Consider the following 27,000-nt stretch of genomic DNA (forward strand, 5'->3'; position numbering starts at 1 on the left):
AAATAAACTAATTTAAAGAAAGAAAAAACTACCCAAATTGGATAGTTATCGCTCATCTCTTATATTTACATTTGGATCAATTTCACCAGAGAATTCTCCAGCTAGAATTAAATTATTCAATGATCCAACTTTGATGACATCTTTTTCATCTAAATAATCTTTTGTATATGGTTTAATATAAAGTTTTCCTAAATCCGAATCAATTGTTTCTCCATAGTCTTCTAACTCTCTATCTCTATCTACAAAGATAATTTCAAAACGAGTACCAAGATCACAACTCACGCTACCTTTCGCAAATGGACCAATACCATCTACCATATTCAAAACTACTTTCGCACCATCAATTGAATGTCTTTTAATAATCTCTTGTGCTTTATCATCAACTTTTACATACATAATGTGTGCCTCCTTTCGTTGACTTCCTAACCTAATCATAAGCCAATCGAAGGATTAATTCTAATGATATGCATAATAACTATTTTTGATTCAAATGATAACTGATATCAATAAATTTATAAATAGTTTCTAAGGGTACACTTCCATCCAAAACAATTGTAAACCAATGTTTCTTATTCATATGATAACCACAGTAATATAATTCATTATCTACAATCTTTTCAATTTCTTCTGGTGTATTTTTTAGATCTATAATCTCTACGAGTTCATCATTATTAATTCCCAGTTTATTTGCTTTCACAGTAAGCAGTGCTGCATACCATTTCTTATTTTCTTTATGACGAAAGATTGCATTGTTTGGTGTTTTCTTCCAAAGAAACTCTAATTCTCCATTATAGGTTGTTTCAATATAACGAATCACTTCCTTAGTTACTTCATTTTTAAAGATATCTTCAACTGTACAGTTTTTAATTATATCATTGATTCTTTCTTCATAAGTTTCTCGAATTACTCCTAAGAATTCTCCACTTGCTCTTGAAATGTCCACTAGTACATATTCTTCATTGGTATTCATATCAATTACTTTTGTTATCATTTCTTTATTTGCATAAGTTACAACAATTGTAAATTGTTCATCAACCAAACTCGCTTGAAACTCATACACATCATTATGTTTTATAAATCCATAAATTACTAGAAGTTCCTCTTCTATTTTTCTGTTTTTTAGTTCTTTCTTTACTATCCTCATGACAATCCTCACTCTTACTATAAGTTAATACTATCAAGAATCTCAACAGTGTCAACAAGTCAAAAGAAAAAGTAGTAAACTTTTCAGCTACTACTTTTGTCAATTATTAATGCTCAATTTCTTCTGGTAACACTTTTGAATAAAGATAGAACGCACCATCCAAGTTACGTACATTAAATCCATTTTGCTTTAAGATACGTTCTGCCAGATAACTTCTAAGTCCACTATGGCAGCTGACAATAATTAGATTATCTGTAGGAATTTCATTCATTCGCTCTCTTAATTCACTTAATGGAATATGCGTTGCATTACTTAAACGTCCTGCTTTCAGCTCTGCATCATCACGAACATCCAATACAAATGCTCCATCATCCTGTAATTTACGAAGTTCATGCCATTGAATATTTTCTGACATTCCTTCAATAATATTCATTGCTGCATATCCTGCCATGTTTACAATATCTTTTGCAGAACCAAATGGTGGCGCATATGATAATTCTAACTCTGGTAAATCAAATACTGTCAGTTCACCAAGAATTGCAGTAGAAATAACATCAATACGTTTATCCACTCCATCTCTTCCGATTGCCTGTGCTCCATAGATGGCACCAGTTTTACGATCAAATAATAACTTTAAGAAAATATCACTGCTCCCAGGAAAGTAACCTGCATGGTTTTTTCCAGGAATGTGTACAGCTGCATAATCTTTCTTTAATCTTATTAATTGTGTTTCATTTAATCCAGTTGATGCCATTACTTGTGAGAACACACGAACAATTGCCGTTCCTAAGGAACCTTTATTTTTACGTGGTAATCCTGCAATCACATCAGCAACCTGACGTCCCTGACGATTGGCTGGTGAAGCTAATGAAATCATTGCATCTTCACCTGTCTGTATTTGTTTGACAACTATTGCATCACCAACGGCATAAATATCTTTCACATTTGTTTCATAGTTTTCGTCAACTAAGATTCCACCACGATCATTTACAGTAATTCCTGAATTCTTAATCATATCCGTATCTGGGCGAACTCCAACTGATAAAATAATCATATCAGTAGCAACTTCTACTCCATTATCTAAATGAACCACTTTGCCATTATCTGTAAATGCAATGACTCCAGCTTCACTTATTACATGTACCCCATTTTTCTTTAGTTCGTATTCTAGAAAAACTGCCATTTCAGCATCAACACTTGGTAATACATGAGATGCTTTTTCAATAATCGTAACTTCAATTCCACGACTTGTCAGATTCTCTGCTGTTTCTGTCCCAATAAAACCAGCCCCAATAACAACTGCCTTCTTTGGTTCATGCTCATCAATATAATTCATAATTCCATCAACATCTGGAATTGAGCGAAGAGTAAACAGATTATCAGCATCTTCCATTCCTGCAATCGTAGGAATGATTGGAGTTGCTCCTGGTGATAATACTAATTTATCATAAGGAATCACTTCTTCATTATCTCCTGATAAAGCTACTACTTCCTTGGTATCTGTATTAATATGAATTACTTCGTGTTCGACACGAACATCCAAATTAAAACGATCTTCCAGTCGTTGTGGTGTTTGAACAATCAGTTTTTCACGTTCATTAATTTCTCCACCAATGTAATAAGGTAATCCACAATTCGCAAATGAAACATAAGGTCCTTTGTCTAAGACAATAATATCCATCTTCTCATCTAATCTTCTAAGCCTCGTCGCAGCTGACATTCCTCCTGCAACCCCTCCAACAATTACTGTACGCATTATTTGTCCTCCTCTATTGGTCCTTCCCACTCCAGCATACCACCAGCCATACTTTTCGCTTCAAACCCTTTGTGTTGAAGAATCAGTGCCGCTGCTCTACTTCGTCTACCGGAATGACAAACCAGATATACTTCCTGTTCTGGTCTGTAATTATCAACTTCTCCTAAGGGAACATTAATCGCTCCACTTATGTGTCCACTACTATATTCATCTGGTTCACGAACATCGACAATCAGTGGATGTTCATCTAATTTATCCTCTAATTCCTTTGCACGTATTTCTATTTTTCTACTAAACATTCATAATCCTCCTAACGTCCTGTTATTATTGTATCGGAAATATGAATATTTAACCTTTCATTTGCACAAGAAAAAAGGTGTTATCCTAATTAGAATATAAAATTCCAAAAGGTACCCACCCTTTTGTCCCTTGTTCATCTTCAGCATATGCCCAGTCAAATGCCACTTCTAAAATAGTAACAACATCTCCTTTGTTAAGTACTAATTCTGTAGGATTATAATCGCGATTCAATATACCATCACTGATATACGTATTTGAAATATATGTGTCATACCCATCAATGGTACAACTACTCCAAAATTCATACTGCTGACATGACTTTACATTCTCTACTTTTGCTCCTTTTGAAAATAAAGGAAATTGTCCTTCACCATCATGTTTTTTGTATACTGTTGCTTTCATCTTGCCTCCTTCTCTATCAATCATTGTTTCTAATTTCTATTATACACTACAAAAATGTATTTATTTATGCAATTTCATTTTGACATTCCCCTATAGATATACTATTATAAAGTGCAAAGGAGTTGATTATATGGGGAAAACATATGTTCCTGAGGGATACACACCATCACTGACTTTATTGGAAACAGAGATTGCTTTAAAGTTAGTAAAAGATACATTTGAAAGACGTTTAGGGGAAGCACTGCACTTAACCAGAGTATCTGCACCATTGTTTGTACAGGCAGACAGCGGATTGAATGATGACTTGAACGGAGTGGAGCGCCCAATTGCCTTTGATGCACCAGACATCAACAATCGTTCAATTGAGATTGTTCATTCACTGGCAAAGTGGAAACGTGATGCATTAAAGCGTTATGATTTAGGAAAATTTGAAGGTTTATATACAGATATGAATGCCATTCGTCGTGATGAAGAATTAGACAATGTTCATTCAATCTATGTTGACCAGTGGGACTGGGAACTAATTATCGATGGAAAACATCGTAACCTAGATTACCTGAAAACAATCGTCAATAAGATTTATGATATCTTACTTGAAATTGAGTATATGATGATTAAGCATTATCCATCTTTAGGAGAAGCAATGCTTCCGCAAAAAATACATTTCATTACAACCCAAGAGTTGGAAGATATGTATCCTGATTTAACTGCAAAAGAAAGAGAAAACAAAATTACACAAGAGCATGGAGCGGTCTTCCTTATGCAGATTGGTGAAAAATTAAAATCCGGAGTTCGTCATGATGGACGTGCACCCGATTATGATGACTGGCAACTGAATGGAGATATCTTAGTATGGTATCCAGTTCTAAATGTTGCAATGGAATTGTCTTCTATGGGAATTCGAGTAAACGATAAAACCTTAGATGAACAATTAAAAAAGGCAAATGCTACTTATCGTTTGGCACTACCATATCATAAAGCAATTATGAATCATGAATTACCACTTACCATTGGTGGAGGAATTGGACAATCACGTTTATGTATGTACTTCTTAAGAAAAGCACATGTAGGTGAAGTTCAGGCATCACTGTGGTCGGATGATGTAATTGAAGCATGTGAAAAAAATAATATTCCATTACTATAAAAGAAAAGTTGAGCCTACGATGTAGATTCAACTTTTTTTGGACTGTTCTTATACAAATGAATAATTCCTTCTTCATTTAAATTTTTAATAATAATAACTAATACTGGGAACGCTATAATTCCAACAGCTCCCAAAATCTTTACTCCCAAGAACATTGATATTAGCATGACGATTGGATGAGCACCAACTTGTACTCCAACAATCTTTGGTTCAATAATATTACGAATAACGGTAATGATTAAGTAAACAACTAGTAATCCAAACGCTAATTCAACCTGACCATTAATAAATGAAATAATAATCCATGGAATCATAATTCCACCAGTACCTAATACTGGAAGGATATCAAATATTGCAATTAATAATGCAATAGCAATTGCATTATCAACTCCAAGAATCAATAAACCAGCACTAAGTTCAACAAATGTAATTGTCATAATAATTCCATACGACTTCAAGAATTTTCCTAACGTCCCAAATGTATGTGCTTTTGCTCTTCTTATAATGTTCTTTTTTGGTTCATCAAACTGCATCATAATAAATTCTTTTATGCTGGTAAAATCCATTGCAAAGAAGAATGATGAAATAATCATAAAAACAAAACTTAATAAAAATGAAGGAACAAACGATACAAAATCTGTCAGATATGAGATTGATCCAGAAGAAATTGATGGGGCTATTTGTTGCCCAATTTCTAATAATGTACTATTCAAGTCCTTAAAGTTTTTAGCCAAATCTATATTAATATTTGACAGCAATGAACTAAATGACTCAAATAATGTCTCTAGAGCAGGTTCAATACTTGATTCATAATATGCTGGTAATTCTTTAAATAAATCCCCAAGCATTGCAATTAGTTGAATTGAACCAAATACAACCAAGCTACCAATACTCAAATAGAAGATTGCCAGCACTATAATTGCTACTACTTTATTTTTTATATTTAATCTGTTTGAAAGTCTTCTGATCGCTCCCTGCAGCATCCACGCAATTGCAAATCCTAGTAGAAAAGGTAAACACCATGGTACTACATAGCGAAACACTCCTACTATAATTGCCACTACTGCTGCATAATAACATAGGTTTATCAAAAACTTCTTTCGCTCTTCCATCGTATTACCTCGCTTTTCCCTCTATTATAGATGACATATTAATCATAATTCTTGTTATATTATGTAATATTATGTAATTTACCATGTTTTACTCGTTTTGACTACTCTTTTTTATCTCCTTTAGATATTCCATCTGCAACTGTTGCATTTCCAGTAACTGTTTCATTTGTGCATAAATCAAGTGGTCCATCTTTTCATGCAGTAAACGCACTTCTATTTCCGACTTCAGATTTACTTCATAATCATGTACAGACTGTTCTCGATCATGGTCTTCCTGGCGATTTTGACTCATCATAATAATTGGTGCCTGAATCGCAGCTAAACAAGACAGCAAAAGATTCAACAAGATAAATGGATATGGATCAAACGCTTTGAATAATAGCGCTGTTGCATTCAAACCAATCCATACAATTAATACCACTATAAAAGTAATAATAAATCCCCAGCTTCCACCAAACTTAGCAATTGCATCTGCTGCTTTTTGACCAGTTGTAAGTTTACTGTCATCTGGATGTATCTCTTTCGTGATAAATTCATTATTCTGAATACTTTTAAGAATTCGTTTATCTGACTTTCCTATAAGGTTTGATTGCTGTTGTAATTGTCTCTCAATAATCTGTAAATGATAATCCATTACCTCATTATAATCAACTTCCATATCTTCTGTATATTCTGGATGTTCCTTCATTAATTCTTCCTTAATATTTTGAGGAAGTTGATTTAACTTAACTTTATTTTGTTCCACTTTCATAATAATCCTCCTACCTTGCTTTAATAGTAGTACAAAACAATTAGTGTGTAAAAGGATACAATCAAAAAACCTCTCATCACGGAGAGATTTTGTTATTTAATGATTTTTTTCAAGCACAATTTTATAATCACAGATATCCAGGAAAGATTCATCATGTGTTGCAATAATAATTGTCTTTCCTTCATTTTTTAGTTCCTTAAAAAGTTCCACTACTTCTAAAACATTTTTATCATCTAAATTTCCAGTAGGTTCATCAGCTAAAACTACATCATTTTCTTTTAACAGAACTCTAGCCAACGCTACTCTTTGTTGTTCACCTCCGGATAGGGTAAACACCTTTTTATTTAAATATCCACTTAATCCAACTCTTCCCAATGCTTCTTCCATTAGTTTTTCTTTATTATCACTTTTAATATATTCTAATGCAATTTCTAAGTTATACTTAACCGTTTTATCATCAATTAATGCATAGTTTTGAAATAGATAGGCAATTCGTTTGCGAAATAACATCATCTGATTAGATGTGTCTACTTTGTTGTCCTTGTAATAGACAATTTCGCCTGAAGACGGTTTATCTAAATTTCCTATCAAATTTAGCAATGTACTTTTTCCACTTCCACTAACTCCATAAAGTACATAAATTTTACCTTGTTCGAATGAATAAGAGAAATCGTCAAGAATAACATCAGTGCCAAATACCTTAGAAATATTTTTACATTCTACTATCATTTTAATCTCCTTTCAGCACGATACTTATAGACTTCTTTTCAACATGTTTAATTACTAATGTTGTAAAGAGCATATCCAGCAACATAATTATCAATAAAACTACAAAAGCAGTTATTTCGTATCCAAGAAATTTCATTAATAAAAAGTTGATTAAATACGAACTCACTAGTAATAAAACGATATCAGTATATCTGTTAAAGAATGAATAACCATTCATTTTTTTAATCATGTATTCTTTTCTGTTAACATCAAATAGCAGTAATAGATATTGAACAATTAGTAGAGTAAGTAATGCTATGTATAATAATATAACAGAACCCTCATATATGACATTAGACAATTTACTATTGAAGATAAATGAAGCTTCATCTTTTGCATATTCATAGTTAAATGTCGTTTCAATCCCAGCATCTTCAAATATCTTGTGTATTTCCATGAAATCTGATTCCTTGGGATTATCAAAATATATGTTGTACCAAGAAAAATCATTCGATACAAGAATAGGTACTTGTCTTACATATCCTAATGCTCCTTCATAATGCTCGATATTAAAAGTAAATACTTTTTGCTCATCTTCAATAATAATTTCTTCAAAAGTTAAAAATTCTTTCATTCTTTCAACGCTACTTTTATATAATTCATCGTTTTCAATATACTCTTTTGGAACTAGTAAATATGTTTTATTTATATCTAGATTTATTATTTGGTTATTATCAATATTATATATCGGAAATTTTTTTAGATAATTATGATTAACATCTATCCACGAATAACCTAAATCCAAGCTATTGTCATAATTACCCGTATATACCCCAAAATACCCATCTTTTGTTTGAAGTTCTTGCGTAAACTCGTCTATTTTCAAGTTTTCTTCTTCATCTAAGAATCCATTCACAGAAACACTATGCGCATAATCCCCACATGTATCAATAAACTCATTATATTCAAATGCCATGCGCAATGAATTATTAAATTCAGGTAACATTTTAAATATGGAAACACTTAAAATGAAAACAAAAGCAACTCGCATTACTGTATTTAGATTCATTATAAACCTAGATATTCCTTTTCTTTTAATCAGTGTACTTATACTAATCGTCTTAATATACATTAGTACAATTAAATAGACAAAAATAAGTACAACATATTTTATAAGAATAGCAACAGCGAGATTTAACATAAGAGGGATGTGCACTGAACTTATTACAGGAATATTTAGTAAAAGCATAGCAATTGTAATTACAATATCAAAAACAAACATAATAATTGTAAGTTTTAACATGCTATCTTTTATTATTTTCAACAAACTATAACCATTCATTTTTTTTATTGAAATTTCTCTACTTTGATTTGAAAAAAACAACAATAAAATAACGACTGCACTACAACTAAATAGCAATCCGAATTTCACTAATTTATCTTGATTCGTATCTTCTAAATATTCTACTTCGTGTTCATCACCATGAATCTCAATTACTTCTGTATCGTTTGGAAAGTGTTCATTAAATTCTTCATAAAATTCTTTTTTATTTTCTCCATAAACATTATACCAGCCATCTAAAGAGGTATTATCTTCACTAAAAAATGATTGTTTCGTAATTATAGTACTATTATCATACTTTTTAATAGATTCAGTTGTTGATAACTTACTATCAGTTGAAATAACTGCATTATCTGAATAATTAAATGTTGAGTCTACATGATATCGATTCAGCATCTTCTCGTCATTAATAATTAAAAATTGATTAATTATATTATCAGTGCTTCCCGTATTTGTGAAAACTGTCACCTTATATTTGTCTGCTAAATCTACAATGTACTGAATATCATCTTTCGTAAAACCTTGCTCTTCATGCTGATATACCATAAATTGAAAACTTTCACCTAAATAATCATTTTCTATCTCTGTTTTGAGATAGTTTTCTCTTGACTCTATATTAATAAAGAGAAAGCAGAATACCATAAATATTCCGCTTAATATGACTAAGATCTTTTTCATATATAATCTCTCTTATAGCTTACTTTCTTCCATGAATATGACTGTATCTATTTGTAGATATTGATACTCGTGCTGTAACACCAGGACCTTTTGTTTGTGATTGCCCTGTTCCATTTGAATGATATACTTCCGCTGTTGCATTTCTGTATCGTTGATTATGTTCTGTCATAGCTGTACAGTTTGCACCATTCAAATTACTGTCTGAATATCTATACATCATATACGAATCCGAATAATATTCATTTGTTGCACTTACCAAGGTCGGAACAAACATTAATGCAAGCATTAATGCTATCCCTATTCTTTTCATTTTTTTCATATGCTCCTCCTAGATTTCTTTGTTTGTTAAATTAAAGCTTATTGTTTGTAGACTAAAACTAGTTTCTAGTTTTCAACCTTGCATCCAAAGTAATAATGTAAAATACTAATCAATAGTCATTAGGTTATATAAGAAACATGAATAATTGTTACTCAATTATTAAAACCAAATATATTTTTGTATAATAAAAACATATAGTATTGATTACCAATTAGCTTTCATATTTTAATTTACTTGACGGATATTTATTATAAAAATTATTAGATTGTTTATTACCGTCTATTCCATACATTGTTGTGTATACTCATCTACTTAATAAAAGAGTACTCTTATTATTATAATACATATATTTTATAAATATGTCAAATTATAACTAATTCAAGGAAGGCGGATTGCATTAGTTGATTACAATACCATATTTCAGTGTTTAACCACTCCTCACTGAGAAGTTTTAATATAATGTAATCGACAATTGCTTAATCCCCATAATTCATCTGTATATTCGTCAAGTTTAGGGTTATCATCAAGAAGAATGACACATTTGTTTTTCATAACTGCTAACTTTTTCAATTCTTCTAAGAACTGTATAATTTGAGGACTACCTTTTTCGCTCAATAGATTATCAACGATAATTAAATCAGGATCTTTTGCCAACACTCTAACAATTTCAACTATTTTTCTTTGTGTAGGCTCTAATTTAGATACTCTTGTTTTTCCTAGAGCTTCATCAATTCCATAACGTTGCAACAATGCACTTGCAAATAACTGTTTATGTTTTTCCTGAATATCCGATATTTCCATAGCTAGCATCACATTCTCTACTGCACTATAATTATCAATAAGTGTATCCTCTCTAAATGAACATCCCACTTTCTTACGATAATCATTTTTATTGATTTCTTCAAGATTTTTATGATCAAAAAGAATATGAATATTTTCAAACTTCTTAAGTCCTAACAAAACCTCAACAAACTTATCTACATCTGCTTTACTTTGTGTAGCAACACCATACATTCTTCCTTTTTCAAAATGTACATTGGTTTGCCATAAATGCTCATTATTCTGTAAACTTTGTTTTTCCTTAAGTTCTAACATTTCCTATTTCCTTCCTAGAAAATCATAATCACTGATTTTCTTTATTAATACATCACCGCTTATCAAGAAAGCTTCAAGCATACAAACGACAACTAACAGTAAATAATGTAGTGGTTGTAATCCTACCTTTAAATTCACAAAAGCATTGACACTATCCCAATCCAAACCACCGAATGACCAATAGTACACAAAGTCAGGCCCTACCTCTAGATCATAACCTAACATATCAACATAGTAATGTTCATAACTCGCTATATTCATATAGTAAAGCAACTCTCTCATTGCAATACTTACGACAATTATCGCGACCACAGCAGCAACTAACAACAATAACAGTTTTTCAATAAACATAATTTGCCATATATCTTTTTTCGAATATCCTAAAAGATAAAGAACTGTGGTTTCCTTATTACGTTTCCTACTATCATATATCATCATACTTACCAATATGAGGATCGCAATAATCGTAGTTATAATACATGCAACTTGTAATTGTAACCTTACATTCATAATTGGAGTCATTTCACTGGATACACCATCATATACCGACAATACTGCATAATCATTATTCAATCCTTTTTCATATAGTTCATCTTGTAGTTTTTGTTTATCTTTAGGATTCTTTAAAACAAGTTCCACATTAGTATTGGCATAGGATTCATTGGTTATATAGTTTTGAAACTTGTCATCATTTGAAACTTCCTGTACTAACTTATCATATTCAACTATTGTATTTGTCGTTGTAAAGCTTACTCCTATTTGCGAATATGTTTCATCATATCCCCAATCTTCTGGTGATATGCCTTGTTTAAAATCAAGTTTATAAATACCAACAACTTTTAATGTATAATCAACATATTGTTCTTCCAATAATTCAATTTCCTTATAATCATCTGTAGCTAAAGTATCTCCATTCACATAAACTGGCTGATGTATTGGCAAGGAATCCCCGACACTTACTCTTAGTTGGTTTGCGACATCTTTGCTAAGCAAAACTTCACCATCTTTTAAAGTATCTACACCATCAACTAATGTATAGTCATAATGCATTCCATATAAAGATTCTTTACTTGAAAGCGTAAAAATTCCCATATAAGTACTTGGATAGCTATCTGGATCTGCACCTTCATAACCACCACTCCCCCATTCATACATATGTATTTCTTCTTCTGTAAGATTATCAAACTCTTTTCTAGTTGCTTTTGGAGTGGTTACAACATGTGCATATGCATTATAGTTACTACTCTCAATTAAATCAGAATCTTTATATCGCTTATATTCTTCTTCCGTTATCAATGATGTTGGTGGTGATGTTGTATTCAAATAAGGATTTTCTCTATAATCACTCTCTGATTCTTCATAGAGACCTAGACTTACATGCCTACGCAAATCATATTTTAACTCATTATATTTCTCATTGTATTGTTGATATGATGCATATGATAAAAACTGTGCACATACAATAATTATGATTAGTATAAGATAGATTCCCGTTTTAACTTTATTTACCTTTAAATTACGTACCGCTATTTTTAACTTATTCATTTAAATCACCTCGTTTATACACCCTTGGAAATGATAGATAAAATGTAGAACCTTGTCCTACTGTACTACTTACCCAAACAAACCCATTACAAAGATCACATACATGTTTGACTAAGCTCAGCCCAATTCCATAGCCATTCTTATTTAATTCATTTATTCGATAACGATTTTGAAAAATGACTGATTTTTGTTCATCTGCAATACCAATTCCATGATCTTTTACTTCAACAATAATATTATCTTTATCACTATAAAGTGATACTAAAATTGGTTTGTCTTCACCATACTTGATTGCATTATCTAATAGATTACTGATTGCACGATACAGCCAACGTTCTTCACCTAAAATTGTTGTATCAATATACTCATCAAACGTAAATTCAATATTTTTGGTTCTAGAAAATTCATCAACCACTTTTGCTGCAATTTCTACTAGTTCGATTTCTTCCATACTAACTTGATAGCGATCTTCACTAAGAGTTAATAAATCATCAATACTAGACGATATTCCATCTAAATCATCTAATATTCCAATTGTATTTTGCAGCTCTATTTTAGAACGAACAATTGCTAGTGCATTTTTCTGTTCATGAGCCAAATAAGAATGGAGCCTACGATAATCATTTGCATTTCGGTTTAAATCATCTTTCATTACCTGCATTACATTTTCGATATCAGATACATCATAATTTTTATTCACACCAATAACTCTTTCTGCTATTTCACTTAAACGATTTAAGTGAATTTGATTGATTAGTTTCCACATCAATACAATTAATAACCCCACTACAACAATATAACCAATTAATAATATTGCACTGTTTGTATATGCAGTAGTTGTATACTCATTAATTTTAGCGGATAACTCAACTGGATCTTGATATAACAATGTCGGTTCTTCATCTATTAATGCATGAGAATACATTTCCAATTCTCGTTGAGTCATTACACGAACTGACTTGTAGTCTATGTCATTTGTTTGTGCTTCGCTTACTTGATAGCGATAAAATAAAGTAAATACAACAAATAATGTGCTAACAACAAAAAATGAAATTACACTAATTATGATTGCCTTTTTCTTTGTCATTTTTCGCATAACTGATACCCCTTTCCACGTACTGTTTTTACTAAGTCAACACCAGCTACTTCCAGCACTTTTCTTCTTAATTGTGCAATGTGTACACGAAGTACAGAAGAGAATGGATTAAACTCATTATTATATACATGTTCAGCAATTGATTCACTAGTTGCCACATCTGGATACTTATAAGCAAGATACTCTAGAATATCAAATTCTTTTGGTTTCAATCCAATTTCTTTTCCCTGATAACTCACACTTCTACGAAGTGGTGATACGCACAAACCACCAACTTTGATGTCCGGTTGGGTTCTGCCATAAAACCTGCGTATAACAGCGTGAATGCGCGCATGTAACTCACTTAGTTGGAACGGCTTCACAATATAGTCATCTGCACCTAAATTAAGTCCTGCAGTACGATTTTCGACCTCATACCTTGCAGTAATAATTAATACAGGAGTATTTACATTTGATTCACGTAAGAATGATAAAATTGCTAGACCATCTTTATCTGGTAAGTTTAAATCCAGAAGTATCGCATCATACTCATTGGCATAAGCAAGTTCTTCTCCTTCCAGTCCAGATACAGTTGTGTCTACCTGAAACTCAGCTTTCCTTAAACTTTCCTCCATAATGGATAACAACTCCTGATTATCCTCTATAATTAGTAAGCGCATAGTATCTTCCTCTCTTTTCTGATTTTATTATATCAAAGAGATTGTTCACTTTTTGTTAATCCATCAAAAAAGTTTCTCGTTATTGAGAAACTTTTATATGTCCTGTACGTTTTCTTTCTAGTATCCACAACTCATCTGTATATTCTTCTAAGTCAGATGTGTGATCTAATAAAATCAAACACTTTTTATTTGTAATTGCATAACGTCGTAACTGATCAACCAGCCGTTTTCTCATAGTATCTTCAACCAAAGATAACTGATCAACTACAATGATTTCTGGATTCTTTGATAACACCCGAACGATTTCAACAATCTTTCTTTCACTATCATTAAACTCTGATACTGGTAGCTTTATACGCTCCTTATCAATTCCATACTGATACAATAACTTACTTATATATTGAGCAACAAATTCTTTATGCTCCTGCGTCACTTCTTCACAATTCATTACCAACATAATATTTTCAATTGCGCTTAGATTATCTAAAAGATAATCACCTCTAAGTGAACATCCTATTTTCTTACGATATTCATTCTTATTAATTTCTTCTATATTCAGATTGTCATATTGAATCATAAGACTACTAATTGGATCGATTCCCAACAGTGCTGCCACAAAACTGTCAGCCACCTCTTCCTTATCGCTTATAATCCCATAAACCATCCCCTTATCTAGATTAATTGTTGTTGTTTGCAATAACTGATATACATTTAATGTATTGCACACTTCTTTAATTTCTAACATGCAGTATCTCCTTTCGTAAAATTATGCATCTCACTCTACAAGGCATGGATTTATAAAATTGCCTACTTCTATTAAAGCGTAATTTTCTAAACTAATCCTTAAGTTTATCTGAACTTCTTGTGAATTTTTTAATTGTACATTAAAAAAGCCTCCTTAACGGAAGCTCTTAAAATTTGTATAAGGCATATATAATAAACTGTACACCAAATATCAAGAAATAAATTCCAACAATCATTGACATTGTTAATGCTGCAACAATTGGGTTGAACAGTAACAACACACCCATGATTAATGAAAGAATGTTCAATACTAAGTATAACCAATACATTCCAGTACTAATATCTTTTAAGAATCCAATGTTTGATAATCCTGTAACAGAATCAAGTAAGATCCATAAAGCAAATAGTATACCTAAAGTAAATACTCCTGATGCAAGGTTTGTAAGAAACAAGACACCAATTAAGATATCAAGTACTCCTGTAACCAATGCTAGAACAATTCCCATCCCTGATAGATGTTTAATTCTAAAGTATCCTACAATTGATCCAATCCCTTTCATAATTGCAGTAATACCGAATAAAATTACAAATGTTTTTAATGCACTTGTTGGATTGGCAAAACTAACGAATGCAGATATCAAGAAGATAACTCCAATAATCAGTTCCAACCACCCTATAACTCTTTTTTCCTTCATATATTTCACTCCTATCTTTACTTATAAAATACTCCTTACAAGTAAAAATGGGAAGTAAAGTGATTGAGAAAATAGGCTTTTAACAGATTCTTAACGAATAAAGTTTAAATATCCATTTTTCATTGCCCACAGTTCATCAGCGACATTCTCTAAGAAATGATCATGATCAAATAAAATGATACATTTTTGTTTCTGGTGAGCTAGCATTTTTAGTTCTTCTATAAACAATAAGCGCTTTTCTTCATCTAACTGTGCCAACACATTATCAATGATAATAATCTTTGGATCTTTAGAAAGCGCACGAACAATCTCAATGATTTTACGATCTTTATGCGTTAGTTTTCTAACTGGATGATTTGCATCTTTCTTATTGAATCCATATTTCTCCAGCAATGCCAGTGCAAACATCTTTTTATGTTCTTCACTGATTTGCGCAATTTCCATTGCAATCACTACATTATCAATAGCACTATAATTCTGCAGTAAGCTTTCCTCGTAATATACAACTCCCACAGTAGAGCGAAACTTTGGCAGATCAATCTGATACAACTGCTCACCATTATAAATCACTTCACCATTCTCCACAGTTTCACAACCAAGCAATACATCCATGAATGGTTTCTTACCATCCAACATATCACAGTGCACCCCATAGACCTTACCTGCCTCAAATTCAATATCAACATTATGTAAAGTAGTTCCTTTTTTTCCACTATAAATATCTACATTCTTTAAAATAATTGACATACTTATATCCTTTCTCTTCCTAGGTGAAGTTGTTTATTTCTAATAACCCTAATAGCAACAAAGATATTACTCCAAACAAGAATCAGTAAACCGACGATGATAAAGATTATCCAAGAGATATTCTTATAATTTACTGGAATTATCAACATATCATTTACATTTAACAGATGAGAATCATAGAGGCTTATATTCGTTAAGTTCGACATCCAATCTGTGTAAAGGTATGAATTTTCATATATGTCTACTCCAATTCTACTATCTTTTACTTGGAGTAATATCTGATCTAATATTGGTTGAGCGAATAATATAAATAGAATGAAACTAGCAATTATTGCAACTATAACAATGTATAGTTTCTCAACCAATAGCTGTTGAATAATCGACTTCTTTGTCATTCCTTGTAATTCTAAAATATTGAAGTCCTTTTTTCGTTTTTGATATTCATATATAGATACAATCAATATTAACAATATTGATATACCTGAAATATACAATAATGACTTATTTAAATCTTTGTTGGTCATCTCAAGTGTAGTTACTAATTGTTGATATGCATCTGTATCATAAGATAGTATTTCAGCGAGGTCAGGGTTTGTTTGTGATACTTCATTAATAAATTTTTTTACATCATTATAATCATGTAAATTAAATACAACATCATTTGTAACATAGTATCCAACATAATATGGAACCTCTCCATCATTTGCTATATACATCTCTTCAAATCCTTTGTTGTATGCTTCTATTGTATCAATTGTTGTGTAGGTTGCTTTCTCACTAATCCCAACAATCGTTAGTGTACTTTCTATACTTGGCCCATCCTGTTCTCCTAGATAATTAATATGATCCTCTTTTATACGAAAACGATCACCAATTGATAACTTATATTTTTCTGCTTCTGTTTTTTTCAAAGTTACTTCATTTAGCTGTTCTGGCATTCTTCCTTCAAGTGGCTCATCGATTTGACTCCCTAAAGCATTTACACCCAAGTCATTACTTGCATAAATCATAATCATTGGTCCCCATCCATTTTCAGTAAGGTCATCTTTATAACCATTAACATCATCCTCATGTATTTCCACATGGATATTGTATTGATAATATGAATCTTCTACTAACTCAGATGCAGCATATGTTTGAAATTCTTCATAAGTTACATTGACTGATTTAACTACATTGAAATAATCCCATTTTTTATAAAAGTAACTTTGTTGATGCATGCTTTCTGCATCTTCATCATTCATAAACTCATTTTTTTCATTGGTTTTCAAAAATACTTTATTCATGACTTTTTCTTTATTCTCTTCTATTCTTTCATGTATCTGCAATTGATAAGCAGATACAAATATAAAACTTGATAACAGAAATGTGCTAATAATACAAACGATAAGACAAAACATCCAATTTGCTTTCATATTTCTTAAAGCTAGTCGCATCGTTTTCATATTGTTCTCCCTTCTTGCACATCCACAAAAGGGAAAGACATATAAAATATCGTGCCTTTATGTAGCTCACTCTCCACCCAAACATTTCCGTTGCAAAGATTACATACATGCTGCACTAAACTTAAACCAATACCATAACCATCATTATTTAATTCATTGACACGATATCGATTTTCAAAAATAACTAAAAGATTTTTTTCTTCAATTCCTATTCCCTGATCCATCACAGAAACAATAATACTATTATATTTTCGCTTTAGTCTAACTTGAATTGGCTTCTTTTCTCCATATTTGACTGCATTATCTAACACGTTACAAATTGCACGATATAACCACCGCTCTTCCCCTAAAACAAATGTTTCTTCATCTTCATCAAATTCAAAAGATATTTCTTTAAATTTCTTCTTATATAAATCTACAGATTTTGCACAAATGAGTGTTAAATCTACAACCGTATCTGATATAGAGTCATTACTCTCACTAAGAGTAAGTAAATCATCAATACTGTTTGAAATATCATCTAAATATGGAATGTATTCACTTTGTCCATCTAATTCTAAAGTTGATTTAATCGCAGATAATGAATTCTTTTGCTCATGCGCTAAATAGGCTTGTAGTTGACGATAATCATGTGCACTAACCTCTATCTCATTTTTCATATTTAGTACTAGTTCTTTTATATCCGCATTAGATTCAATCGTTTCGATGTCTAACACTTCTGCTACAGATTTCTCAATTTCATTTAGATAGATTTTTTTCATTGATCTCAATATGATAAAAAGTAACACAACCGCAATCACTATAAGACCTATAATATAAACCACCATTTGTGACAATGCGGTAGATGCATATTGTTGAAATAAATTTGATGCATAAGTAGCATCTCCCTCTAATCGCTCTCCATTCCAAAGATCCGTTCTCATAATTTCATTCATCTCATTTGTCGTAAACACTTGTGAACCAGAATATGAATAATCATCTGCTTGCACATCTTTTAGCTTTTGTTGGTATAGAAATACCAATGATATCGAAAGTGCAATCAATACAATAACACTCATTATTAAAATTCCTTTTCGGGTACGATTACTTATTTTTCGCATAAGCGATACCCCCTTCCTCGGATTGTTTCAAATAAGTTCTCTCCAGTTTCTTTTATTATTTGTTTTCTCAAACGAGCAATATGAACCCGTAATACTGATGAAAATGGATCCAGATGTTCATCGTAGACATGTTCCATTAATTGTTCACTTGATACGATTTCAGGATATCGCATTGCAAGATACTCAAGAATATCAAATTCTTTTGGTAAGAGATTTAATTTCTGACCTTTGTATCTAGCTGTTCTTTCAATTGAGGATACTTGTAAATTACCAACACTAATAACAGGATTCGTTCTACCATAATAACGTCTTACGATTGCATGTACTCTTGCATGTAATTCACCTAGTTCAAATGGTTTTACTACATAATCATCAGCTCCTAAGTTTAATCCCTTCATTCGGTTTTCAACTTCATAACGAGCTGTGATAATTAATACTGGTGTATTGATATTTTCACTACGAAGATATTTCAGGATTTCTAAACCATCTTTATCTGGTAAATTTAAATCTAAAAGAATAGCATCATATCCATTAATGATTGCTTTTTCTTCTCCTTCAAGTCCTGTAGCAGCAATATCTACCTGAAAGTTTTCTCGCTCAAAACTTTTCTTCATATTGTTTAGTAATTGAATATTATCCTCAATAATTAATAAGCGCATATCCTTACCTCCTGCTTTGATTTTAGCATTTTTTTTGTTACATGATTGTTAAGAAAAGGTGCAATCGCACCCTTAATTTATTATTTTTCTCTTTTCACAAATACATATTCATGTTCATTTGATAATGATTCTTCAAATTGATAACCATCTTCCTGAAACTGTTTTAATGCATCTAGTGTTTCCACTTTATTTCTCAAAAGATACGATACCATTCTACCTCTGACCATTTTTGCCTGGGTTGATTCCGTTTTGATTTTTCCATTCTTTTCAATCTTTAACTGAATTGTAATCATATATTTCTTACAATGTTTATTTAGTACTTTACTATATTCATTGGATGCTAAGTTTAAGATAATTGGTTCTTTATGATTATCTAATTCTTTGATCAAATGATCTGATATTGTTTCTTTCCATAAATCATATAAATCTTTATGACCATTTACCGAAAGCTTTGCCTGCATTTCTAATCGATAAGGATATACAACATGATTTGGTTTTAACACTCCATACAAGCCAGATAAGATTCTTAAGTGTTTATCCGCAAACTTCTTATCTTTCTTATCCAATGTATCAATATCCATATATTGATATTGAAGTCCCTGATAGGCTTCGATTGCCTTTGTTCCTTGATCATCAAACTTGAAGTTATGATAACGATTAAAATTTAACTTCGCAATCTTATCATTTACTTTCATTAAGGATTTAATCTCATTCTCTTTTAATTTCTGTAATTCTTTCATAATTGCTTTGCTTATATTAGTAAAAAATAGTGGTTCTTCTTTCTGCACTATATTCTCTTTCATAGTTTTGGTTGGGGATACGATAATTAACATATATACTCCTTAAATTTATACATTAACTATATCATAAATCTTTACGTATATACGAAAAAACAGGCATCCAATAGAACTTTGAATGCCTGTCTTACATTATGATTGTACCTCTTCTTCTATCTTTGCAGGTTTGTTGATAATCTTTTGTCCTGCAAATACTTTCCCTCCGATAAACGCAACAAACGGTACACACAAGACAATTCCAATACTTCCTGCCAGTGCCTGCGCTATCTCTAAAACTAAGCTGTCTAAATTAATCAGCTGATTGTAGTTCACTGCATATGCCATATAGAGTAACATCGTTGAGAATGATCCTCCAGCATACGCCAGAATCAATGTATCAGCCATGGTTCCAATTAAGTCCTGTCCAACATTGATTCCTGATTTAAACAATTCATTTGCCTTCAAGTCTGGATTATGTTCATGCAGTTCATGTAGTGTTGATGCAATACTCATCGCTACATCCACAACTGCTCCAACTGCTGCAATCAGCACTCCAGCAAACAATACATCTCTCACTTGTAGTCCCGTATTTTCATGTATCATAAATAGAACCTCAGCATCTGCCAAGTTGTATCCTGATACTCCAAGTATCCTACTGAAGAATATAAATACCAATCCTGCACCGATTACTCCTGCAGCCGTTCCTGCCAGTGCAACAATTACTTTTTTTGTCATACCTTCAAGTAACATCAATGACACAAGTGCAATCAGTACTGCGGTTATAATCGAAATCAGAATCGGAGAATAGCCATTAAAAATCATTGGTACAGTAAAGAAAATAATGCAGCTGAATGAAAAAATTAATCCAATCAGGGTTTTGAACCCTTTTCTTCCACCAACAACAATCATCAAAAGGGCAAAGAATCCAAGCATAAAGTAAATTGTATTTGCCTGAGAATAGTTATAGACCGATACATGATACCCAACATTGTTTTCATCAAGCGTAACGATTAATTCACTACCTTCATCTGCCAATATATTATGAGTTCTTGTCAGATAGTTAGTAGCATCGACAATTTCTCCTTTATTCTCTCCACTTGTAATCTTTAGTTTTAATTCCTGAGTTCCTCTATACCCAGAACTGGTATTGCTGTCCTCGCTTAAGTTACTGTCAACTACTTCCAGCACTTTGGCTTTTTCATACCCTAATCCTGAAGAATTAAGTGGCTGATATCCTTCTAAGTGATAATTGTTTAACCAATAACATATACATCCAAACACTAGAAAAAATACTGCTAATACAATGTAATATTTTTTAATTTCTATCTTTTTCAATTTATCCTTCATAAGCACAAGAGTGGTGTCCTCTTTTCAAGAACACCACATATCCTTTCTATGATTTTTTACTTTGTTTTCTAAGGTATAACGCACTCAGCGCAAATCCACTAGCCAATAATACCCACATAAGTGTATTTACTGATGTAGTATCTCCAGCTTTTGGAGCTGTTGATGCTGCAGGTGGTGTAATTACTTTTGACTCATCTGTCTTAGTTTTCTTGATTGTGTATGTATCAAACTCTTCCATTGTATCTGTACGATATGCACTCATAGTGAATGTATCTTCAGTAAATGTTAAGTGTGAGAATGTTGGTACATAGCTTTGTTCTCTATGTGCCAGATAAGCATACTCTTCTACTAAGTCATAGTATTTACTACCACTGGCTGAACTAGTTGTTAAGTAAAGTGTACCCTCTGGATCTACTGCTACTGTTTTTGCTTCATCTTCATATGTAACACCTTCTACTGGTGAGAAGTTTTTCATTTGATATGTTCTTGCATAACAGTGGTCATGTCCCATTAATACGATATCAATACCTAAATCATCAAATGCAGGAACTAATTGTTCTTGTCTAGTCCACGCATCTTCGTAAGTTGATTGTTTTCCTGAAGCATAGATTGATTGGTGGAACATTACAACTGTCCAGTCGTAATCTTGACCAGCTGTTGCTGCCATTGTGTCTTCCATAAATTGTCTATGTTCAGCATTATTTGTATTACTTGTATTCAATACCATGTATAACACATTTCCATATGTGAAATAGTAGTTACTGTTTGCTGCACTAGCACCTAAAGTAGATGCATTTGGTTCATTAAAGTGATGTCCATAGTTTGCAGAAACATCATGGTTACCTACTGCTGTTGCAGTTGGATAATTATTCAATTGTGATGGATAGAAATATGCATCATATTCATTTTCTTTAGTTGCTACATCGACGAAGTCACCTGTATTCGCAATAAAACTTGTATTTGGGAATGCTCCAAATGCTTTGTCTAATGTTGTAGACCATCCCAGACGGTCAGTCAGTACAGTTCCTGTACCAATCTGTGCATCTGATAAGAAAATAACTTCATAACCATCGCTGATATCTTGTGTTTTCAATTCATATGTTTGTGACCAACCATCATCACTACCTACACGATAAACATAACTCTTACCTGGTTCAATACCACTGTAAGTTGCTTTGTTTGAGTAATAAGTTGATGAATAGAATTTTGTATATGCTTCATTTGCTTGTGTTGAAGGAATTGAAACTGCTTGATCAAGAGGGAATGCTCCACTTGTATCGCTACCTTCAGCAATTTGAACATATCCAGGTGCATTAGATTTTGCATACCATGCAAAGTTAACTGAATTTTCATCAGCACCAGTGTTTACTGCAACACTTTTAACTGCTTCAGTTTCAGCTAATTCACTTTCAGCTGGGTTTAATTCAAATGATACTAATTCAAAATATGCATCTGTATCATTTTCATCTGAACAGTGAATTTCTGCAGCAATTGCAAATTCTCTTAACTCTGGGTTCCATTCATCTACCAGACTTGATACATCTTCCATATAAATTGTTTCTTCAAAGTAGTATTGACCATCATCACCTAAAACGGCTTTTGCAGAGTTTCCATCTACTTTTTCCTGGCAACCATATTCTAAGTTATTCTTATAGTTACTTGTAGGAATATTAAAGAAAGAATCTACTGATTTTCCATTTAAATATAAAATCATTGCATCATTATAACGAACAACAATTTTAATTGTTTTTACATCTTCTGGGTTTGGTAAGTCAAACAAATAACGGAAAAAGTAAGTTGGCCCTGCTTTTCCATCTTTTGCATCTAATGTTGCTGCATCTGCAATTGATGCATCCGTAGAGAACTTTGGAGAACCTGTGTGTTTTTTCCAAGTTGCATCACTAAACTCCTGTGGATATTCTCCCCAGTCTAACCATTGGTGAGAATACACCCATCCATTTTTCTTGTTCCATTCTTCATACCATGTACCTTTATTTGGATCCGTTGTCTGATCATCCAAATATGTCCATTTCATACTATCTGACACTAATTCTGTTGAAGCTAATGCAGGCTCTGCTGCACTAACACTTGCAGTTGGCGCATCTTCTTTTGTGTCGATAAGACCAACAAAAGCTGCTACAACTACAACAAACGAAATAAGTAACAATCTAATCTTTTTCATTTTTTTCTCCTCTTATTAACGTTAAATTTATAAATCATTTTTACGAATTCTAAACGTCTCCCACCATTGCAAATACAAAACTTATTAGATTAACAATATTACATGCTCATACATATTTAATGTAATATCAATTCTCTAATAATAAATCTACTTCTCCCTTAATGCTGATTTTCAATTTTTCTTTGAATGGATTTTCCCAATCTATCTAGTCCTCCTCCTTTCATCTTTATCTTCTAATGTTTTTTTAAGACATACTTATAAAAACATCACAAGTCGATACATTAATTTCAATCATAAAACGATTCTCACTTTTAACTGCCCTTTGTTAAATGCTTGAGAATATTTTATTTTGATTGAATGTCTATTTCCCTGCGATATTTAATTAAAACTATTCAAAACCTCTTCACCTAATACTTACCTAAATTATTAACAATTCCTAAAATTCTTGCAACCACACTTTTTCACTGATAGAGTGAAAACAATAGTTCACCCTTTAAATATAAGAGAATTTGCTACTGCTTTCACTTTCAGATAAAAGTTTTCTATTAATAAAATAACACTGTGCTTCTTTAAATTTAGATATTATTTGCTGTAATAATTTTCTGATACCAATAGAAACTATCTTTCTTATAACGTTTGAGTTCTTTGATATCTTCATCACTTCGATCAACATATACAAAGCCATAACGTTTAGAATATCCATTACTTGTACTTAATACATCCATAAAAGACCATGGATAATAAGCAATGATTTCTACACCATCATTAATCGCTTCTTTCATTTGCAGAATATGTTTCTCTAAATAATCAATCCGATACTGATCATGTACTTCATTACCTTCTAAGGTATCATAAGCACCCAATCCGTTTTCCGTCACCATTAGTGGTAACTGATAGCGATCATAAAGCTTTCTAAAGGCAATTCGAAATCCTATTGGGTCAATTTCCCAGTCCCAGTCACTTCTTTCTAAATACGGGTTAGAAGCCTCCTGGTAAAGGCCTGGAAATTGTGAGAAACTCATATTTCCTTTTTTTCCTTCCAGATTAAACTCTGGTTGTTTTTCTTCTTCTTGTAATGGACAGAACTCTGCTACTGCACTCTGATAATAGTTGAATGCAATAAAGTCTGGGTTGACTCCCTGCATTTCTAATAATTCTTCATCAGAAAGTACTACATCAATCCCACGTTCTTCCAAGTATCGTTTTACCAGTTTGTTTTGTCTGCCAAAACAAAGTAAATCTAAAGGATAGTTAAAACGAAAGTCTTCCTGATTTAATGCAGCCAGCATATCTTCTGGTTTGCATGTTTTAGGATAGATGGCACTATAACCAACACACGGTCCAATTTTCGAATCTGGTAATAATTTATGACATAACTTAATAACTCTTGCATTGGCTATCGTCATTACATGATGAACTTCAAAACGCCATTTCTCGCTGTCGACTCCATCAAGAAAACCACCAATCAGTTTTGGATATAACACTACATTGTTTTGCTCACAGATGGTAAGCCAATAATGAACGCGGTCACCAAACTCTTCAAAACATGTTCTAGCAAATCGTACAAAGTCATCAATGATTTCTCTTGAATACCATCCACCATATGCATCCTGCAGACACTGTGGATGATCAAAATGATAAATGGTAACTAATGGTTTTATATCGTTTTTAATTAATTCATCCAATATCCGGTTATAAAAATCAATTCCCTTTTGATTTTTCGTTTTTCCATCTGGATAGATTCTGGTCCAGGCAATTGATAAACGATAAGACTTTAATCCTAACTCTTTCATCAATTTGATATCTTCTTGATAACGATGATAGTGGTCTGCTGTCACACTTGTATCATGAAACTTATTACTACCATTTTTCGCATCTTGAATTGAAATACCTTTTCCATCAACATCATAAGCACCTTCTACCTGAAAAGCTGCAGTTGCAGCTCCCCATAAAAAGTCATCTGGAAATTTATTCAGGTATTTATGCTCCATTTGTTTCTACTCCATCAATCTCTTCTTTTTTACCACCTGCTTCTACCATTAGTTCCTGGCGTTCACAAACCTTAAAGAACGGATAGTAGATAGCAATTGATATCAGAATACAGACAATCTGCCAGATTGCAGCACGAATGTCTCCACCAGTAGCAAGATATCCACTTAACACCGGAGGTGTTGTCCAAGGAATCATTGCGACTACTCGACCAATGATATTAAACTGCATTAATAAATATGTAATCGTAATTGTTACAATGGGTGTCAAAATATATGGAATCATCATAATTGGGTTAAATACAATTGGGAATCCATACGTTACCGGTTCATTGATACAGAAGATACCAGGACCAATTGTCAGTTTTCCTAACTGGTTATATAACTTTGCTTTTGAACGCATCATTAAGATAACTAATCCAAGCGTTCCTCCTGTTCCACCTAACCACATTCCAAAATAGTGAATTCCATATGCTGAAATATTAGGTGCAATATCTCCTGCGGCAAATGCTGCTGCATTTTCTGCAAGTGCTGCCATAAAGATTGGATATGAGATTCCTTCAAATACAGAATCTCCATTGATTCCACAACACCATAATAAACAAGTGAAGAAGAATAACACTAGTAATCCTGGTAGTGATGATACACCTTGTACTAATGGTGATAGCACTACTCCAATTACTTCAATCAAATCAATTCCTAATACACCTGCAAAGATCCAAGCAATTAGCACATTTACAACCGCTGGAATCAACATCTCAAATGAGCTGTATACCATTGGTGGAACACTGTCTGGCAGTTTTACAACCATTTCTCGTTTTACAAATAAACGAATAACATTTACCGAAATAATCGCGACAATCATTCCTAGAAATAATCCATTTACACCAAAGTTATCTGTACTAATAATATATTCATTGTTTGTTTGTGTTACCACAAAAGCAGTTAAAGCAACAATTGAGCTAGTCAAAGGTTCTACTTCATATTCTTTTGCTAGATTATAAGCAACCCCTACCGTTGCAATTAACGCCATAATTCCCATACTCGCAGTAGCAGGAATTTCTAGTACCTGTTGGAATGGTCCTAACAATTCTGTCCATCCATCAACTGGAAAATACGCAATAATATTAAAGATACTTCCAATAATCGTAATTGGAATAACAATTGAAATCCCATTACGTAATGCAATCATGATTCGGTTTTCACCAATCTTTGATAATACTGGTATCCATTTCTTCTGGAACCAATCAATAAACTTATTCACAA

The 27,000-nt window shown here is 32.3% G+C and carries 26 protein-coding genes; 1 reads left to right on the forward strand and 25 read right to left on the reverse strand.

Annotated elements, in window-relative coordinates:
- Positions 1 to 45: 45 nt before the first annotated feature.
- From J2S15_RS15270 to J2S15_RS15290, 5 genes are all read right to left on the reverse strand, one after another.
- Positions 46 to 396 (reverse strand): iron-sulfur cluster biosynthesis family protein, encoded by a 351-nt coding sequence (locus J2S15_RS15270; RefSeq protein WP_307409873.1) that lies wholly within the window; start codon positions 394 to 396, stop codon positions 46 to 48.
- A gap of 79 nt (positions 397 to 475) precedes the next feature.
- The gene (locus tag J2S15_RS15275; RefSeq protein ID WP_307409875.1) at positions 476 to 1,144 is read right to left on the reverse strand and encodes an MmcQ/YjbR family DNA-binding protein; all 669 of its coding nucleotides are present in this window, start codon (positions 1,142 to 1,144) and stop codon (positions 476 to 478) included.
- Between the two features lie 106 nt (positions 1,145 to 1,250).
- A complete protein-coding gene (locus tag J2S15_RS15280; protein ID WP_307409876.1) occupies positions 1,251 to 2,900 on the reverse strand; it encodes an FAD-dependent oxidoreductase in 1,650 nt (549 codons plus the stop codon).
- Complete coding sequence (locus J2S15_RS15285) at positions 2,900 to 3,199, reverse strand: rhodanese-like domain-containing protein (RefSeq protein ID WP_307409878.1); 300 nt, start codon at positions 3,197 to 3,199, stop codon at positions 2,900 to 2,902. Before J2S15_RS15285 ends, J2S15_RS15280 begins: the two co-directional genes overlap by 1 nt.
- Positions 3,200 to 3,284: 85 nt before the next feature.
- Complete coding sequence (locus tag J2S15_RS15290) at positions 3,285 to 3,602, reverse strand: SH3 domain-containing protein (protein WP_307409880.1); 318 nt, start codon at positions 3,600 to 3,602, stop codon at positions 3,285 to 3,287.
- A 130-nt stretch (positions 3,603 to 3,732) separates the two neighbouring features.
- On the opposite strand from J2S15_RS15290, the gene asnA reads away from it, so the two are divergent.
- Positions 3,733 to 4,746: an aspartate--ammonia ligase gene (asnA, locus tag J2S15_RS15295; RefSeq protein WP_307409882.1), complete on the forward strand. Its 1,014-nt coding sequence runs from the start codon at positions 3,733 to 3,735 to the stop codon at positions 4,744 to 4,746.
- Between the two features lie 14 nt (positions 4,747 to 4,760).
- On the opposite strand, the gene ytvI is transcribed toward asnA, so the two are convergent.
- From ytvI to J2S15_RS15395, 20 genes are all read right to left on the reverse strand, one after another.
- Entirely contained in the window at positions 4,761 to 5,858 is a 1,098-nt protein-coding gene (gene ytvI / locus J2S15_RS15300; RefSeq protein ID WP_307409884.1) for a sporulation integral membrane protein YtvI, read from the reverse strand.
- Positions 5,859 to 5,946: 88 nt separating this feature from the next.
- The gene (locus J2S15_RS15305; RefSeq protein ID WP_307409886.1) at positions 5,947 to 6,609 is read right to left on the reverse strand and encodes a DUF1003 domain-containing protein; all 663 of its coding nucleotides are present in this window, start codon (positions 6,607 to 6,609) and stop codon (positions 5,947 to 5,949) included.
- Positions 6,610 to 6,705: 96 nt separating this feature from the next.
- On the reverse strand, positions 6,706 to 7,338 hold the full coding sequence (locus tag J2S15_RS15310; RefSeq protein WP_307409888.1) for an ATP-binding cassette domain-containing protein: 633 nt from the start codon (positions 7,336 to 7,338) through the stop codon (positions 6,706 to 6,708).
- A gap of 1 nt (position 7,339) precedes the next feature.
- A complete protein-coding gene (locus tag J2S15_RS15315; RefSeq protein ID WP_307409890.1) occupies positions 7,340 to 9,337 on the reverse strand; it encodes a DUF1430 domain-containing protein in 1,998 nt (665 codons plus the stop codon).
- 19 nt (positions 9,338 to 9,356) lie between these two features.
- A complete protein-coding gene (locus J2S15_RS15320) occupies positions 9,357 to 9,656 on the reverse strand; it encodes a hypothetical protein (protein ID WP_307409892.1) in 300 nt (99 codons plus the stop codon).
- 438 nt (positions 9,657 to 10,094) lie between these two features.
- A complete protein-coding gene (locus tag J2S15_RS15325) occupies positions 10,095 to 10,751 on the reverse strand; it encodes an ATP-binding cassette domain-containing protein (protein ID WP_307409894.1) in 657 nt (218 codons plus the stop codon).
- A 3-nt stretch (positions 10,752 to 10,754) separates the two neighbouring features.
- Positions 10,755 to 12,296: an FtsX-like permease family protein gene (locus tag J2S15_RS15330; protein WP_307409896.1), complete on the reverse strand. Its 1,542-nt coding sequence runs from the start codon at positions 12,294 to 12,296 to the stop codon at positions 10,755 to 10,757.
- Positions 12,289 to 13,392, reverse strand: a complete 1,104-nt coding sequence (locus tag J2S15_RS15335; RefSeq protein ID WP_307409898.1) for a sensor histidine kinase — start codon at positions 13,390 to 13,392, stop codon at positions 12,289 to 12,291. The genes J2S15_RS15330 and J2S15_RS15335 overlap by 8 nt, the downstream gene beginning before the upstream one ends.
- Positions 13,380 to 14,051: a response regulator transcription factor gene (locus J2S15_RS15340; RefSeq protein ID WP_307409900.1), complete on the reverse strand. Its 672-nt coding sequence runs from the start codon at positions 14,049 to 14,051 to the stop codon at positions 13,380 to 13,382. The genes J2S15_RS15335 and J2S15_RS15340 overlap by 13 nt, the downstream gene beginning before the upstream one ends.
- Before the next feature lie 79 nt (positions 14,052 to 14,130).
- Entirely contained in the window at positions 14,131 to 14,796 is a 666-nt protein-coding gene (locus J2S15_RS15345) for a P-loop NTPase family protein (protein WP_307409902.1), read from the reverse strand.
- A gap of 166 nt (positions 14,797 to 14,962) precedes the next feature.
- On the reverse strand, positions 14,963 to 15,490 hold the full coding sequence (locus J2S15_RS15350) for an HdeD family acid-resistance protein (protein ID WP_307409904.1): 528 nt from the start codon (positions 15,488 to 15,490) through the stop codon (positions 14,963 to 14,965).
- 90 nt (positions 15,491 to 15,580) lie between these two features.
- Positions 15,581 to 16,237, reverse strand: a complete 657-nt coding sequence (locus tag J2S15_RS15355; protein ID WP_307409906.1) for an ATP-binding cassette domain-containing protein — start codon at positions 16,235 to 16,237, stop codon at positions 15,581 to 15,583.
- Between the two features lie 2 nt (positions 16,238 to 16,239).
- Positions 16,240 to 17,682, reverse strand: coding sequence for an FtsX-like permease family protein (locus tag J2S15_RS15360; protein ID WP_307409908.1), 1,443 nt, complete (start codon positions 17,680 to 17,682; stop codon positions 16,240 to 16,242).
- Positions 17,679 to 18,782, reverse strand: coding sequence for a sensor histidine kinase (locus J2S15_RS15365; protein WP_307409910.1), 1,104 nt, complete (start codon positions 18,780 to 18,782; stop codon positions 17,679 to 17,681). The genes J2S15_RS15360 and J2S15_RS15365 overlap by 4 nt, the downstream gene beginning before the upstream one ends.
- Positions 18,770 to 19,441: a response regulator transcription factor gene (locus J2S15_RS15370; protein ID WP_307409912.1), complete on the reverse strand. Its 672-nt coding sequence runs from the start codon at positions 19,439 to 19,441 to the stop codon at positions 18,770 to 18,772. Before J2S15_RS15370 ends, J2S15_RS15365 begins: the two co-directional genes overlap by 13 nt.
- An 80-nt stretch (positions 19,442 to 19,521) precedes the next feature.
- On the reverse strand, positions 19,522 to 20,274 hold the full coding sequence (gene yaaA, locus J2S15_RS15375) for a peroxide stress protein YaaA (protein WP_307409914.1): 753 nt from the start codon (positions 20,272 to 20,274) through the stop codon (positions 19,522 to 19,524).
- Positions 20,275 to 20,370: 96 nt separating this feature from the next.
- Positions 20,371 to 21,552 (reverse strand): YibE/F family protein, encoded by a 1,182-nt coding sequence (locus J2S15_RS15380; RefSeq protein WP_307409916.1) that lies wholly within the window; start codon positions 21,550 to 21,552, stop codon positions 20,371 to 20,373.
- A 58-nt stretch (positions 21,553 to 21,610) separates the two neighbouring features.
- Positions 21,611 to 23,746, reverse strand: a complete 2,136-nt coding sequence (locus J2S15_RS15385) for a purple acid phosphatase family protein (RefSeq protein ID WP_307409918.1) — start codon at positions 23,744 to 23,746, stop codon at positions 21,611 to 21,613.
- 575 nt (positions 23,747 to 24,321) lie between these two features.
- Positions 24,322 to 25,737: a glycoside hydrolase family 1 protein gene (locus J2S15_RS15390; RefSeq protein WP_307409920.1), complete on the reverse strand. Its 1,416-nt coding sequence runs from the start codon at positions 25,735 to 25,737 to the stop codon at positions 24,322 to 24,324.
- Positions 25,727 to 26,998 carry a PTS sugar transporter subunit IIC gene (locus J2S15_RS15395; protein ID WP_307409923.1) on the reverse strand — a complete coding sequence of 424 codons (1,272 nt, stop codon included), beginning with the start codon at positions 26,996 to 26,998 and terminating at the stop codon, positions 25,727 to 25,729. Before J2S15_RS15395 ends, J2S15_RS15390 begins: the two co-directional genes overlap by 11 nt.
- Between the last annotated feature and the right edge of the window lie 2 nt (positions 26,999 to 27,000).

Source organism: Breznakia pachnodae, assembly GCF_030814225.1.
GTDB classification, from domain to species: domain Bacteria; phylum Bacillota_I; class Bacilli_A; order Erysipelotrichales; family Erysipelotrichaceae; genus Breznakia; species Breznakia pachnodae.